This window comes from Bacillus cereus group sp. Sample62 (assembly GCF_036851315.1).
Taxonomy (GTDB): Bacteria; Bacillota; Bacilli; order Bacillales; family Bacillaceae_G; genus Bacillus_A; species Bacillus_A wiedmannii.
Window position 1 is genome coordinate 1,794,051 of record NZ_JAFLPK010000001.1, and the last position, 15,500, is coordinate 1,809,550.

Below are 15,500 nucleotides of genomic sequence, written 5' to 3' on the forward strand. Positions count from 1 at the left end.
GAAGCAACGATTGCTCCATCCTTTTCTTTAAAATTGAAGACAAAGATAGCTTAATGTACCAAGCTCGTAACTACGATGAATGATTTCACCGTTATTATCGCCACTTCCCATAGCGATAAATAAAGGAACAAAATGCTCTGCTCTTGGTACGGCTAATTGTGCATGAGGGGCATTTTTCTCCCAATTAAATAATGCATCTTTATCAGTAGTCTGCATATGTTTAATAATCCAATCATCAAATTCAATTGCCCATTGTTCGGGTGTAGTTTGATTCCATTTTAAAGCTCGTAAGTTATGAACGGTAACACCGCTCCCGATTACTAAAATATCTTCTTGTCCAAGTCCTTTTAGTGCTTCTCCAATTTCAAATTGTTCTTTTGCAGGAAGGAATGGATTGACTGATATTTGGATGACAGGAATATTTGCTTCTGGATACATGCGGTGCAAGAGTGTCCATGAGCCATGATCTAAACCTCTCGTCATATTATGATGGACTGGAATACCTTTGTTTTTAAATTTTGTTTCTAACATAGATGCAATGTTTGAAGAACCTTTCGCACGATATTTGATTTCGTATAACTCAGGAGGAAAACCTCCAAAATCATAAATTGTTTCATATTCGTTATCTGATGAGGAAATCGTTAATACTTCACTTTCCCAGTGAGCAGTAAAAATAACAATTGCTTTCGGTTTATATGTTTCTCCAAGTGTTTTTAAAAAACTTGTATATTCTGTATCTTGAATAGCAAGCATCGGTGATCCGTGTGCTAAAAATAATGATGGCATCATAATAGAAACCTCCCAAAAATATAATAATTACTTTATGTAAGTTACTATATAATTTTATTTTGAGTTCGTCAACATAATAGTTATAGAGCCAATTGGAAAAGTGCAGCATTTGTCATAATGAAAGCAATTGCATATAATACATAATAAGAATAATGAATGGATATTCATTTTTTGATATACATAATAGAGTTGGGGGCTGACGAAATGAACGTACAGGAAAGTTTCGTTACGGCATTGGATGGATCGGAAATTTATTTACGTAAGTGGCTACCAGAAAGAGATCCGCGAGGGATTATTCAAATTGCACATGGTATGACAGAACATGCAGGTGTTTATACAGACTTTATTGCTGCGTTATTAAAAGCAGGGTATGGTGTTTATGCGCATGATCATAAAGGTCATGGGAAAACAGTGAAAAGAGAAGAAGATTATGGTCATTTTGAACCAAATGTAGGTTGGAATGAGGCTGTTTCTGATGTTATTTTTGTATCAGAAACGATAAAAAAGGAGCAGACATGCCCGTTGTTTTTACTTGGACATAGTATGGGGTCTTTTTTATCAAGACGCGCTGTACAACTTAAAGGTGGATTATATGATGGATTCCTTATTTCAGGAACTGGTGGGAACCCGGGATTCTTAGGAGTCATTGGTCATAAAGTAGCGACAATCGAGATGAAACTACGCGGGGCAAGAACGAAAAGTCCGATGCTAAACTTTTTATCTTTCGGAAATTTCAATTCGCACTTTAAACCAAATCGTACGAAATTTGATTGGTTATCTTCAGATAATAATCAAGTTGATAAATATATTGCGGATCCTTTATGTGGATTTATTTGTACAACAAGCTTTTATCGTGAATTATTTTCTGGGGTATTAGAAGTAAATAAACTAGAAGAGTTTAAGAAAACACCGAAAAACCTTCCAATACATATTTTTTCAGGAGATCGTGATCCTGTTGGGGATATGGGGAAAGGTGTAAAAGAAGTATATGAAAATTATAAAAAATGTGGCGTGAAAGATGTAACACTGCGTCTATATGAAAATGGAAGACATGAAATGTTCCATGAAGTAAATAGAGATGAAGTATTTCAAGATTTGATTTCTTGGTTAGATGGACATATTGTATGAGAAGAAACCTCACTTTTTTGAAGTGAGGTTTCTTTAAGGAGATGGAGGAATAGTTATGAGTGAATTTATAAATAAAGAATATGTAGAAATAGATTTTCAAGATGTTTCCATTAAAGAAGAGGAATTGAAAAATTGTACATTCATAAAATGCCGTTTTAGAGGGATAGATGCATCGGAAGTTTCTACTGAAAATTGTAATTTTATAGAATGTGATTTTACTGGTGCTCTTTTTAATGCTTCTATCCATCAAGGAACTACATTTGCGAATTGTAAGTTTGTTGGTGTGAATTTATTCGTATCGAAGTTTGAAGAATGTAAAATGACTGGCTCTGATTTTGAAGAAGCGAATTTAGACGGAATAACTATAATATCGGGCGATTGGTCATATACGAATTTAAGGTTCGCGAACTTAAGTAAACAAATGTTAAAGGGTATACGTTTAATTGAAGCTGACCTATATGAATGTAATTTAGAAAAAGCAGATTTACGTGAAGCAGATTTAACAGGTGTACAACTAGGTAAGGCGAAACTTAGCGGTGCAAATTTAAAAGGAGCGATAGTTGATAGAATTGATTTTACAAGTTTTGATTTAAAAAATGTGAAACTAGATATAGCGCAGGCAGTTGCAGTAGCAAGATGTTATGGGGCTAAGGTGAACTAAATAGTTTGAAAAACCGTTCAAAGTGCTGAACGGTTTTTCAAATCATAATAGTAGTATAATAGTAAATGAGGTGTTCATACTATGGAAGATAAAACATTAGGTATACTACTAGATGTAGTTGGGGAATTATTTTCAGATGAAATATCAATTGCCGTTTCGAATACGAAAGAATATATTTACTATCGGCCAAGTAAACGAATTGATTTAAAGATTAGCGCCGGGGACCCTATTAAGGAAGGGACGATTGCACATAAAGCAATGGTAACGAAGCAAAAAGCCTCTGAGTTTATTAACCGGGACGTTTTCGGTATTCCTTATCATGGAATGGCGGTACCTTTTTCAAATAATGGCAAGATTGAAGGGTGCGTGATGGCAATTTATCCCGCTTTAACGGATGGTAAGTCGGTCGTTACTTTAAAAACAACAGACGGATGGGTTCCGGTTCCTTTCTCAAAGGTGATGTATTTAGAGGCTAAAGATAAAAAGACGTATGTGAATTCAGAAGAGTTAACTGGAACACATAAGTACTCTCTACAAGAATTCGAATACTTGTTGCCGAAAGATTCCTTTATTAGATGCCACCGTTCCTTTATTGTAAATGTTAATCATATTAAAGCGATTTACCCTGATACGCATTCTACTTTTGTACTTTCTATGGATAACGGAGAGAGGGTACCAGTGAGTCAGTCATATGCTAGCTATTTTCGTAAGCTTCTAGGATTCTAAATTTTTCTGCTTTAGAACCTAGATTTTCTGTTTTGTCTGAATTTTCGGTATCGTGTACAAAAATCCCTATTTTGATAGTGTTAATGTGTAAAATAATTATGAATATTCATTGAGAGAGGGATTACATATGGAGAATAATTTAGATAGAATTAGGGATCAACGTTTCAAAGATCGAGTAGTTACACCTGAAGAGGCAGCTTCATGGATTGAAAGTGGAATGACTTTAGGTTTAAGTGGATTTACACGTGCTGGGGATGTAAAAGCAGTCCCGTTTGCACTTGTAAATCGAGTTAAGAATGATAAATCTTTTAAAGTAAATGTTTATACAGGGGCTTCCCTAGGCTCGGATGTAGATAAATTATTTGCTGAGGCAGGAATTTTAGGGAAAAGATTGCCTTTCCAAGCTGATGCGACTATGCGAAAAGGAATTAATAACGGAGACTTTTTATTTGTGGATCAGCACTTATCTCATACAGCAGAGTTACTCCGTGCTGACGTTATGGATATAGATGTCGCTATTTTGGAAGCGGTTGCGATTACTGAAGATGGTATGATTATTCCAACCACTTCAATTGGAAATTCCTTAGCATTTTCCTTAAATGCTAAGTCCATTATTATTGAAATGAATATGGCTCAATCTACGCAACTAGAGGGGCTGCATGATTTATATGAACCAGGTAAACAAGGGGAAAGACTTCCAATTCCGCTTGTAAAAACGGATGATAGAATTGGAACAATTGGTATCCAAATTGATGCTGAAAAAGTGAAGGGGATTGTGTTTACGAATCAACTGGATTCACCATCGACAATTGTTCCTCCAGATGAAGAAACTGTCATTATGGCACAACATTTAATAGAGTTCCTTCGAGAAGAAGTTAAAGTAGGCCGATTAACAAAGAGTTTAGCACCGTTACAATCGGGAATTGGTTCAGTTGCTAATGCAGTATTGCACGGCATGCTAGATTCGGAGTTTGAAGATTTAGAAGTGTATTCTGAAGTTTTACAAGATGCGGTCTTTGATCTAATGGACGCTGGGAAAGTTAATTTTGCTTCCTGCTGCTCGATCACGCTTTCTGAAGAGAAAATGCAACAAGTATTTTCTAACTTTGAAAAATATCGTGACAAATTAATGATGCGCCCACAAGAGATTTCTAATCACCCTGAAATCATTCGCCGCCTTGGATTGATCTCGATTAATACCGCTTTAGAATTAGATATATACGGAAATGTTAACTCTACTCACGTTTTAGGTACAAAAATGATGAACGGTATTGGTGGTTCAGGTGATTTTGCGAGAAATGCCCGACTAGCTATATTTGTTACTAAATCGATTGCAAAAGGTGGTAACATTTCAAGTATCGTTCCTTTCGTTTCACATGTAGACCATACGGAACACGATGTAGATGTTATCGTCACTGAACAAGGGTATGCGGACTTAAGAGGACTAGCACCAAGAGAAAGAGTGGAACTAATTATTGAGAATTGCGTACATCCAATGTATCGTGACCAACTAAGAGCTTATTTCGAAGAAGCACAAACAAGAGGTGGACAAACTCCTCATGTTTTAGAAAAAGCTTTTTCTTGGCATACGAATTATGCTAAAAATGGAACAATGCTTGAAGAGGTAGTAGAAACTGTTTAGAAGTGTAAAAATGATTCTTAATATAATATGCTATAAAGGTTAAAAGAAAAAGAACGCCAATTTTCAGGAATGGCGTTCTTTTTCTTTTAAAAAATTGTTACCTATAATAAAGATTTATAAAAGTAATCTCTTATTTACGGAAATAAGAGGTTTTTTAAATTACTTTTCGAATCATTTTAAAAGTGTATATATCGAAGGTGAGGAGAAAGAATCATGAAGATAAGAAAAGCGTTATTAAGTGAAGCAAATGAATTAAGTGAACTCGCGCTACATTCAAAAGCAACGTGGAATTATAGCGAAGAATTTATTCTTGCTTGTAAGGGAGATTTAACAGTTACAGAAGAGTACATAATAAATAATTTTATATATGTTTTAGAAAATGATAATACAAAGATTGGATTTTTCTCATTTTTACGTGACGATAATGCTCTCGATTTCTTATATATTCATCCTCGCTACAAAGGGAAAGGGTACGGGAAAATACTTTGGGAGTATGTAATAGAACAAGCAAATGAACTAGGAATAAAAAGTTTTACGGTTGATAGTGATCCGAATGCAAAAGGGTATTACTTGAAGATGGGAGCAAAGTTAATTGGAGAGACACGATCAACAGTTTGTAAGGATCGTTTACTGCCTCTTTTGAAATATGATGTGTAAAACAATTAATAGTAGGAGAAGCTGAAAATGGATAATGTAAAGGCAAAAAGAATATATGAAGAACTAATAAAATCGTGGTCGATTGAAACGAGTTCAAAGTGGACAAGTGAAAATCCAGCAAAGGGACAGTGTGGTGTAACGGCTTTAGTCGTTCAAGATATATGCGGAGGAAAAATTAAGAAGACAAAAATAGGAGAGGTGTGGCACTTTTATAACTGTATAGATGGACAGAGGTTTGATTTTACAGAGACTCAATTCAATGAAAACCTGAATTATTTGGATGTGGAATCAAATCGGGAAGAAGCGTTTGCAGATACAAATGAAAAACAATATAGCATTTTGAAGGAAAAGATAATGAAAGAATTGAAATTATCTTTTGACTCTTAATCTTTAATAAGTTACTATAATGGTGGTAACTTATTAAAGGGAACTTCATAGAGTTGAAAGGGGAAATACTTTTGAAAACAACTTATGTAAACGCTACAATCGTAACGATGAATGAACAAAACGAAGTGATAGAAAATGGATATATCATTGTAGAAAATGATCAAATTATAGATGTAAAGAGCGGAGAATTCGCCAATGATTTTGCAGTAGATGAAGTAATTGACATGAAAGGAAAGTGGATATTACCAGGGCTTGTAAATACACATACACACGTTGTAATGAGTCTCTTAAGAGGGATTGGCGATGATATGTTATTACAACCATGGCTTGAGACGAGAATTTGGCCACTTGAAAGTCAGTTTACGCCAGAGCTTGCGGTTGCTAGTACGGAATTAGGATTACTTGAAATGGTGAAAAGTGGTACAACATCATTCTCTGACATGTTTAATCCAATTGGAGTAGATCAAGATGCAATTATGGAAACGGTATCAAAGAGTGGGATGCGAGCTGCTGTTTCAAGAACTTTATTTAGCTTTGGAACGAAAGATGATGAAAAGAAAGCCATTGAAGAAGCTGAGAAATATGTGAAGCGTTACTATAACGAAAGTGGCATGTTAACTACGATGGTTGCACCGCATAGTCCATATACATGTTCTACAGAACTGTTAGAAGAGTGTGCTCGTATTGCAGTAGAAAATCAAACGATGGTTCATATTCATCTCTCGGAAACAGAGCGTGAAGTACGTGATATTGAAACACAGTACGGAAAACGTCCAGTAGAATATGCGGCAAGCTGTGGGTTGTTTAAACGCCCAACAGTTATTGCACACGGTGTAGTATTAAATGAAAATGAGCGTGCATTTTTAGCAGAACATGATGTTCGAGTAGCACATAACCCAAATAGTAATTTAAAACTAGGTTCTGGTATAGCGAATGTAAAAGCGATGCTAGAAGCAGGAATGAAAGTAGGAATTGCAACAGATAGTGTGGCATCTAACAACAATTTAGATATGTTTGAAGAAATGCGTATAGCAACATTATTACAAAAAGGTATTCATCAAGATGCAACAGCATTACCAGTTGAAACAGCTCTTACACTTGCGACTAAAGGAGCTGCTGAAGTAATCGGCATGAAACAAACAGGATCACTTGAGGTCGGAAAGTGTGCTGATTTTATTACGATTGATCCGTCTAATAAGCCGCATTTACAACCAGCAGATGAAGTGTTATCGCACCTTGTATATGCTGCTAGTGGAAAAGATGTAAGTGATGTAATTATTAACGGAAAACGTGTCGTTTGGAATGGCGAATGTAAAACGTTAGATGAAGAGCGTATTATATTTGAAGCGAGTCGTTATAAACGAGGTTTACAAAGATAGGTAATTATATGTAGTTGAAAAAGCTATCCTTTTTTAAAAGGATAGCTTTTTTCTTGAACGAATAAATATTCAAAAGAATGTCGCATCTTTCTGTTCATATTTCTGCTATAATATATAACGCTTTATAATATTTTATACTTAAGGAGAACAACTCATGAAGCGAAAAAAGAGCCATTTAATGGTAATGGCACTTGTTACAACTTTATTATTAACAGCTTGTAATAATAAAGCGAATAAAAGTGAAACAGAGGCAAAAGAACAAGTATTAAATGTAACAGTATCAGAAGAAATTCCTTCTCTTGATACTGCGAAAACGATGGATGGTACATCAGCACACGTTATGCAAAACATATTTGAAGGTTTGTATGTATTAGATGATCAAGATCAGCCTATTCCAGCAGTAGCAAAATCGTTTAAAAGAAGTGAAGATGGTAAAAAATATACATTTGATTTGCGTAAAGATGCAAAATGGTCAAATGGAGACAGTGTGACAGCAAATGATTTTATGTTTGCATGGAAACGTGCAATTAACCGTGAAACAGCGTCTCAATATGCGTACATGCTCTTTTACGTGAAAAATGCGAAAGAGATAAATAAAGGAACAATGCCTCTTGATGAACTTGGGGTTAAAGTTATAAATGATTATAAGTTAGAAGTGGAACTCGAACAGCCAATCCCGTATTTTTTACAGCTGTTAGCACTGCCAATTTACTTGCCACAGCATGAATCATTTTTGAAAGAACAAGGAAAGAATTATGCATTGGAACCTAGTAATCTCATATATAACGGGCCATTTGTATTAGAGAAATGGAAGCATGAACAAGAGTTTCAATTAAAGAAGAATGCTACATATTGGGATGAAAAGAAAGTGAAATTAGACGAGATAAACTTTCAAATTGTAAAGGATACAATGACGGCTGTTAATTTATACGAAGCTGGTAATTTAGACCGGGTGCCTATTAATTCTCAATTTGTAGACAAGTATAAAGGGAATAAGGAATTACATATGTCGAGCGAACCTGGAATTGCTATGCTACGTTTTAATGAGAAAAATAATGCGTTAGCAAATAAAAAGGTGCGTCAATCTATTTCATTAGCGTTAAATAAAGAAGATTTCGTTGCTCACTTTATTAATAACGGGGCAAAGTCTGCAAGCGGACTTGTACCAACTGGTCATATAAATGAAGAGACTGGTAAAGATTTTAGAAAAGAAAACGGAGATTTTTCTCCATATGATCTACAAAATGCGAAAAAGATTTGGGAAGAAGCGAAAAAAGAACTGGGAGTAGACGAAATAAACCTTGAATTTTTAACATATGAACAAGATAATGCAAAACGTATGGCAGAATATATAAAAGGTGACCTAGAAAAGTATTTGCAAGGATTAACGATACAAATTAAACAACAGCCATTTAAGCAAAAATTACAGTTAGAGCAAACAGGAGATTATGATATATCTATGGCAAATTGGGGACCTGATTATAAAGACCCAATTAGTTATTTAGAACTCTTTACGACGGATAATCAGAATAACAAAATGAATTATTCGAACCGTCACTACGATGAATTAATAAAGAAAGCGAAAAGCGATCTAGTACTAGATCAGAAGAAAAGATGGGAAGCATTGCAAGAGGCCGAACGTATTTTACTAGAGGATGCTGCGGTCGCACCGCTTTATCAAATGGGCTCAGCTTACGTACAAAAGGATTACGTAAAGGGAATTGAAAAGCATCAATTTGGTGGTGTTTATACTTATAAGAATGCTTATATCACAAATTAATAAATACAAAAAAACCTTACTTTTTAAAAGTAAGGTTTTTTACGCATACATTCTATTAAACCAATTTTAATAAAGAATAAAAATTCGTGTCATAGGGGATATCATCTTGATACATATAATTTTTTAAAACGCCTTCTTTTTCAAACCCTAATTTTAATAGCACTTTATTGGAAGCTTCATTTTCAAGAAATACAATTGCTCCGATTCGTTTTAAATGAAGTGTGTGGAAACCGTATGATATAACTTCAGAAACAGCCTCCGTCGCATATCCTTTTCCCCAGTGCTCAGGGAGAAAGGCATAACTTATATTGGCTCGTTTATGCTCAGAAGACCAATCGTGAAAACCAATGGTTCCAACGAGCTCTTTCTTGTCCTTTAATTCGATACCCCATTTTATACCGCTTCTTGCGTTGTAACTGAGTTTAAAGTTATGAATGACTTGTTTCACTTGATCAATATTTTGTAATGGTTTTTGGCCATAATAGCGCAGTACGTCAGTATTAGAAAAGCATTGTAGTATACTCGGTGCATCTTCTTCAGTAAGTTCTCTTAAAATGAGTCGGTCGGTTTTTAATATAGGAAACATGCTTTCACTCCATTTCTTCTGAAACTAAAATGTGTTGTTATTATATAATTTAGTCTGAAAATAAAGATTATTCAAGAGGGAAGTATGGTTTTGATTTGTGATACAATTGATTGTGGAATATATTTCAAAAAGAGGTACATACATAAGCGATAATTAGAAGAGAATTACTTCACCCCAAAAGGGTATTCCAAATTAAAATTGGAATACCCTTTTTTATTATCCTATAAATGTTTGATACAGTAAGAAAATATTTAAAATGATAACAAGTGCAGCAATGATCCAAGCGATAAAGGTTGTTATGCGGTGGTTAACGAGTGCACCCATAATTTTTTTACTGCTTGTAAAAATAATAAGTGGTACTAATGCAAAAGCAATACCGAATGATAAGACGACTTGGCTCATGACTAGAGCGTAAGTTGGATTTACACCTAAAGCGATAATAACTAATGGTGGAATCATTGTAATAAAACGGCGTAAGTATAACGGAATATGCATTCGAATGAAACCTTGCATAATAATATCACCTGACATTGTACCGACAGAAGAACTAGATAGTCCTGCTGATAAGAGCCCAATTCCAAATAAAGCAGCTGATACAGGGCCGACTAAAGTACTGAACTGGTTAAAAGCAACATCAAGATCTTCAACATGTAAGCCGTTTTTAAAGAATAGTGCAGCTGCTACAATTAACATACTCGCATTAATTGCTCCAGCGATAACCATTGCGATAATGATATCAATAAATTCGAAACGGAAAATCTTTTTCTTTTGTTCGTCAGTTGTTCCAACCACGCGGCGTTGTGTCAATGCAGAATGTAAATAGATTGCATGTGGCATAACTGTCGCGCCTAATATCCCTGCTGCAAGTAATATACTGTCTACACCTTGGAATTTTGGAAGGAAAAGTCCTGAAAGTAGAGGGCTTAATTCCGGCTTTGCATAAAAAACTTGAATCCCAAATGCTATTACTACAATAAAAATCATCCCTGTAATAATAGCTTCTAGTGGGCGAAATCCTCTGCGTTGAAACTCAAGAATAATAAATGATCCGACTGCCGTAATTAAAGCAGCTGGTAACATCGGAATTCCAAATAGTAAGTAAAGTCCCAATGCAGCTCCAATAAATTCAGCTAAATCAGTCGCCATAATAACGAGTTCACCTTGTATCCATAAACCGATGGAAACAGGTTTTGGGAAGTTTTCTCGAGCTATTTCAGGTAAATTATTTCCCGTAGCAATTCCTAATTTAGCTGATAAAGTTTGAATTAATACTGCCATTAAGTTAGAAGCGAATATAACCCATAATAGTAAATATCCGTATTGTGAACCAGCTGCGATATTTGTAGCAAAGTTACCAGGGTCAATATAAGCTACGGATGCGATAAAAGCGGGTCCTAAAAACGGTAACAGTCGTTTCCAGCCTTTCGTTTCGCCACTTAAAGCTAAGTGTGCTGATTGAACAGTTGTACTTTGAGAAGGGACTTGTTCATCTTTTGTTATATCTTTATTCATAGTAGTTTTCCCCTTTGAAATGTTAACTTGATGAAATTATTGTATTTATTCTTACACATTATTTCAATACATTTAAATGTATGAGATGATATTTTTATTTGAACATAAATGTTTCCTTAGTGCAAATTATATGCCTTTATGCAATGGATGGTGTGGTGTTATAAAAAATTGGGAGTTTATGGTGTGATGACGTGGGGAAACATAATGAATTAAAGGGCTATTTTTGAAATTTATGTGAACATAAAGCCGATAACACAGCATATTAATTGATGGAATTGCATTTGTATGATATATAATATATTGGGATTACAACTTAACCATAGTGTTTTGGTGTGTAATCTTGTTTTTATTTTTGTTAACTTATAGAAAATAGTATAAAGAGAAGAAAATGTGAATTCATTTTCTTATTATATATGTTTTGATATGAACGTTAACTTATACATGATTTTAAAAATTAGATAGGTGGTAGAAATACATTGGCAACTACAAAACCATATAGAGTATTACTATATTACATGTACACAACAATTGAAAATCCAGAAGAATTTGCTGAACAGCATTTAGAATTTTGTAAATCACTTGAGTTAAAAGGAAGAATTCTTGTAGCGACAGAAGGAATTAATGGAACTTGTTCTGGAACTGTTGAGCAAACAGAGAAATACATGGAAGCAATGAACAATGATCCACGTTTTGCTGGAATCGTTTTTAAAATTGATGAGGCAGATGAACATGCATTTAAGAAAATGCACGTACGCCCTCGTCCAGAGTTAGTTACACTTCGTCTAGAAGACGACATTAATCCGAAAGAAATAACTGGTAAATATTTAGAGCCAACAGAATTCTATGAGGCAATGAAACAAGAAGATACAGTTATCATTGATGCACGAAATGATTATGAGTTTGATCTAGGTCACTTTAAAGGCGCGATTAAACCGGATATTGAATCATTCCGTGAGTTGCCAGATTGGATTAGAGAAAACAAAGAAACACTTGAAGGTAAAAAGATTTTAACATACTGTACAGGCGGAATTCGTTGTGAGAAGTTTTCTGGTTGGTTAGTTCGTGAAGGTTACGAAGATGTAGCTCAGCTTCACGGCGGTATTGTAACGTACGGAAAAGACCCAGAAGTACAAGGTGAGCTTTGGGATGGACAATGTTACGTGTTCGATGAGCGTATCTCTGTACCAGTAAACCAAAAAGAGCATGTTATCGTTGGTAAAGACCACTTTACAGGTGAACCTTGTGAGCGCTATGTAAACTGTGCAAATCCAGAATGTAATAAGAAAATTTTATGTTCTGAAGAAAACGAAGCAAAACATTTACGAGCATGTTCTCATGAATGTCGTGTACACCCACGTAATCGTTATATCGTGCAACACGAATTAACTGAAGAGCAAGTAGCTGCTGCATTAGAGAAAATCGAAGCAGGAAAGTAAGATAAATTAGTGTAATAAAAAAGTACTCCAAATTTTATTTTGGAGTACTTTTTTTACTATGCGGTTCATTTTTGGTCAGTTTTTGTCGGTAAGTCGATATAATTTAAAAATCGCTGATAAAAATTTCATTCACTGAAATGCTCTACGTATTTGTAATTTGAAAATCACCCTTTTTAATGTTTATCATCTTTCTCTTTCACAGCAGAAAGTACAGTTTGTTTTACCCATGCTTTTCTTCGTTTATGTTGTAGACTCCATTGGTATAAACTTTGCGCACCTAAAATAAGTGAAATGACGATACCACTAATTGCAATTAAAAGTGCGAAAAATTCAAGTGGCGACGATATTTTGTTTGAATCGGTGTTTCTTAAAAGGTCAATCATAGTAAACCCTAACATTTGGCCTACTACAGAGTAGAGCGTTAAAATTAATAGTAAAAGGCTATCTTTTTTAGAAGCGACATTTTCTTGATACTTAAACAAACTGTCAAGATTTTGTTTTGCATTGGAGTAAAGTACTTCAATGTTAAATAGATTTCTTAAGCGGAAGAAAATATCTTCACTCTGTGATTGGGATACTAGCTCTAAAGAAAAGTAATTTGCTGTAAATGAATTGATTGAATAAATTAATTTTTCTATTTCATTTGTATCTTGTTCAATATTAAGTTCAGCATAAGCGTTTGCCATTTTTAATAAAACAACTTTATGAAATAGATTTAATAACAAAGCATAATAAAACTCCCCGTACATTTGACTAGCAAGTTTAGCGAATTCGTGTTCATCCTCGTTTGTTATACATGTAAAAATATGTTCTTCCATAATAAAGTAGCGATTAGGAGCCCATCTTTGATAAGAATGTTTTATTAAATAATCTTGAATATAAGGAACATTATTTGCGCTAATATAGGGCTTGCCATCGTCTGTTAATCCGGAAAGACTGGAAGCTCGGTATACATCGATTACATGAAGGTCGGACTTTTTGTTTATGGATAATAAAGTTTGTACATACATTCGTTGATCTTCAAAGAAGGGGAATGTTTGAAAGTAAGAACTCCGCAATCTCTTTTTCTCAAAGAAGTCTGTGACACCATGAAATAAGTCACCGAATATAAGTTTTTCCACTTGTGAATATTGTTTTCCATTACATTCAATACAGATAGTTTCAGTTGTGTCATTTTTAGTTTCAAGTACCCGGAAGCGGGCGGCGAATTCGATTGCTTCTGATAATGTCATGTTTGGAGAGGTTTCTACTTCTGTCCGAATTGTTAAGAAGCCAAGCTCATAAGGACAAAGTGTTACGTCAATAGAATGAATATTGAAGGGAACGGAAATAAGATTTGTTGTTAAATGTCCAGTTAAGTTAAGGTCTTTAGAATAGCGCTGTAATCCTTTTTGATGCTCTGAGTGAGGAAATAGAATTTTATTTGTAAATGAAAGATAGTATGCTTCCATATTTTGATGTGAAACTTGAAACTTTCCGTAATATGTATTTTCATTTTCAAGATGATCGAGTCGAAAAGGCCGAAAATCATTTTTCTGTAAGAAAGGGAACATATTTTGTTCATATCCAGTTTTAAAAGAAAACGGGAATATAAATTGAAATATAGCTGTTGCTACATCTTTTTCCTCGATTGTTTGTATTGCCTCCATTTACATTGTTTCCTTTCATATATGCTATAAAAACAACATGCCCAAATTCATTTGAAAATAACCACTGTTTTACACTTGATTAAGAATGAAAATTCAGCTTATTTAGTAGGGGACATGTATAATGTTATGTATACTAAATATTATAAAATTTTATTTTGAAAAGGGGGATGTTGTATGCGTATTTTAGTATTAGGGGCTGGTGGCGTCGGAGGCTTTTTTGGAGGGCGATTAGTCGAAAAAGAAGAAGATGTTACGTTTCTTGTCCGCAGTAAAAGAAAACAGCAATTAGAGGAAAAGGGACTTGTTATTCGCAGTGTCAATGGGGATTTTTCCTTCCAACCGAAAGTAATAACGAAAGAAGATCGAACTTCTCCATTTGACGTTATTTTATTTTCAACAAAAGCGTATCACTTAAACGAGGCGATTCAAGATTTGAAGCCGTTTGTAGGTGAAAATACTGTCATAATTCCATTGTTAAATGGTATTGCTCATGTATCACTATTACAAAAAGAATTTGGCGTGGAAAAAGTAATTGGCGGTTTATGCTTTATCGAGACGACGTTAAACGATCAAGGAGAGATTGTACAAACGAGTGTTGCCAACAGACTTGTATTTGGAGAAATGAAGTCTCAAGATTCAGAGAGAATAAAGCATATTTCTAAAGCATTTGCAGGTACGAAATCTAGTTTTGTTTTAAGTGAAAATATTATGCAAGATATGTGGCATAAATATTTATTTATTACTGTAATGTCGGGTGTGACGACATTAATGCGTGCACCGATAGGACCGATTCGCGAAAGCGAAGGTGGACGCGATTTTATCCAAAACTTATTTGAAGAATGTGTGCAAATCATGAGATTTATGAAAGCTCCAGTTAAGGATGGAATTGCCCAAGAACATATGAAAACAATTGATAAAATTTCGTATGATATGAAGTCATCGATGCAGCGTGATATGGAAAAAGGTTCGTTCATTGAAGGCGAGCACTTACAAGGATACTTACTAGATGTAGCGGAACAATTTTCTATAGAAGCACCATTACTAGGGGCAGTATATCAAAATTTGAAAGTGTATGAAGAAATGACCTTTAACAGATCAGCAATACAATTGGATGTATGAAAAAATAAAAAAGAAAGCAATATATAAGTGTATTGCTTTCTTTTTTATG

General features: G+C 34.5%; 14 protein-coding genes. 10 read left to right on the top strand and 4 right to left on the bottom strand.

Annotated elements, in window-relative coordinates; translation table 11 throughout:
• Positions 1 to 27: 27 nt before the first annotated feature.
• Positions 28 to 789 carry a DODA-type extradiol aromatic ring-opening family dioxygenase gene (locus tag J0835_RS09135; protein ID WP_087980172.1) on the bottom strand — a complete coding sequence of 254 codons (762 nt, stop codon included), beginning with the start codon at positions 787 to 789 and terminating at the stop codon, positions 28 to 30.
• A gap of 204 nt (positions 790 to 993) precedes the next feature.
• On the opposite strand from J0835_RS09135, the gene J0835_RS09140 reads away from it, so the two are divergent.
• The 8 genes from J0835_RS09140 to J0835_RS09175 all read left to right on the top strand — a co-directional run bounded on the left by J0835_RS09140 (position 994) and on the right by J0835_RS09175 (position 9,149).
• On the top strand, positions 994 to 1,917 hold the full coding sequence (locus J0835_RS09140) for an alpha/beta hydrolase (RefSeq protein WP_087980173.1): 924 nt from the start codon (positions 994 to 996) through the stop codon (positions 1,915 to 1,917).
• Positions 1,918 to 1,972: 55 nt separating this feature from the next.
• The gene (locus J0835_RS09145; RefSeq protein WP_087980174.1) at positions 1,973 to 2,578 is read left to right on the top strand and encodes a pentapeptide repeat-containing protein; all 606 of its coding nucleotides are present in this window, start codon (positions 1,973 to 1,975) and stop codon (positions 2,576 to 2,578) included.
• A gap of 81 nt (positions 2,579 to 2,659) precedes the next feature.
• Complete coding sequence (locus J0835_RS09150) at positions 2,660 to 3,304, top strand: LytTR family DNA-binding domain-containing protein (RefSeq protein WP_087980175.1); 645 nt, start codon at positions 2,660 to 2,662, stop codon at positions 3,302 to 3,304.
• A 127-nt stretch (positions 3,305 to 3,431) separates the two neighbouring features.
• A complete protein-coding gene (locus J0835_RS09155) occupies positions 3,432 to 4,946 on the top strand; it encodes an acetyl-CoA hydrolase/transferase family protein (protein ID WP_087980176.1) in 1,515 nt (504 codons plus the stop codon).
• A gap of 213 nt (positions 4,947 to 5,159) precedes the next feature.
• Positions 5,160 to 5,603, top strand: a complete 444-nt coding sequence (locus J0835_RS09160; protein WP_087980177.1) for a GNAT family N-acetyltransferase — start codon at positions 5,160 to 5,162, stop codon at positions 5,601 to 5,603.
• Between the two features lie 27 nt (positions 5,604 to 5,630).
• Positions 5,631 to 5,990, top strand: coding sequence for a YunG family protein (locus J0835_RS09165; RefSeq protein ID WP_087980178.1), 360 nt, complete (start codon positions 5,631 to 5,633; stop codon positions 5,988 to 5,990).
• Between the two features lie 53 nt (positions 5,991 to 6,043).
• A complete protein-coding gene (locus J0835_RS09170; RefSeq protein ID WP_140386731.1) occupies positions 6,044 to 7,369 on the top strand; it encodes a bifunctional S-methyl-5'-thioadenosine deaminase/S-adenosylhomocysteine deaminase in 1,326 nt (441 codons plus the stop codon).
• Between the two features lie 154 nt (positions 7,370 to 7,523).
• Positions 7,524 to 9,149 carry a peptide ABC transporter substrate-binding protein gene (locus J0835_RS09175; RefSeq protein WP_087980180.1) on the top strand — a complete coding sequence of 542 codons (1,626 nt, stop codon included), beginning with the start codon at positions 7,524 to 7,526 and terminating at the stop codon, positions 9,147 to 9,149.
• Positions 9,150 to 9,204: 55 nt separating this feature from the next.
• Here the strand turns inward: J0835_RS09175 and J0835_RS09180 are convergent, their stop codons facing one another.
• Together J0835_RS09180 and J0835_RS09185 are read right to left on the bottom strand one after the other, a co-directional pair.
• Positions 9,205 to 9,735, bottom strand: coding sequence for a GNAT family N-acetyltransferase (locus J0835_RS09180; protein ID WP_087980181.1), 531 nt, complete (start codon positions 9,733 to 9,735; stop codon positions 9,205 to 9,207).
• Positions 9,736 to 9,951: 216 nt separating this feature from the next.
• Positions 9,952 to 11,247: an Nramp family divalent metal transporter gene (locus J0835_RS09185; protein WP_087980182.1), complete on the bottom strand. Its 1,296-nt coding sequence runs from the start codon at positions 11,245 to 11,247 to the stop codon at positions 9,952 to 9,954.
• A 476-nt stretch (positions 11,248 to 11,723) separates the two neighbouring features.
• Between J0835_RS09185 and trhO the strand changes: the two genes are divergently transcribed.
• Complete coding sequence (trhO, locus tag J0835_RS09190; RefSeq protein ID WP_087980183.1) at positions 11,724 to 12,683, top strand: oxygen-dependent tRNA uridine(34) hydroxylase TrhO; 960 nt, start codon at positions 11,724 to 11,726, stop codon at positions 12,681 to 12,683.
• A gap of 173 nt (positions 12,684 to 12,856) precedes the next feature.
• Here trhO and J0835_RS09195 read toward each other — a convergent pair whose 3' ends face one another.
• A complete protein-coding gene (locus tag J0835_RS09195) occupies positions 12,857 to 14,332 on the bottom strand; it encodes a hypothetical protein (protein ID WP_087980184.1) in 1,476 nt (491 codons plus the stop codon).
• A 174-nt stretch (positions 14,333 to 14,506) separates the two neighbouring features.
• On the opposite strand from J0835_RS09195, the gene panE reads away from it, so the two are divergent.
• Positions 14,507 to 15,451: a 2-dehydropantoate 2-reductase gene (panE, locus tag J0835_RS09200; RefSeq protein WP_087980185.1), complete on the top strand. Its 945-nt coding sequence runs from the start codon at positions 14,507 to 14,509 to the stop codon at positions 15,449 to 15,451.
• The last annotated feature ends 49 nt before the right edge of the window (positions 15,452 to 15,500 follow it).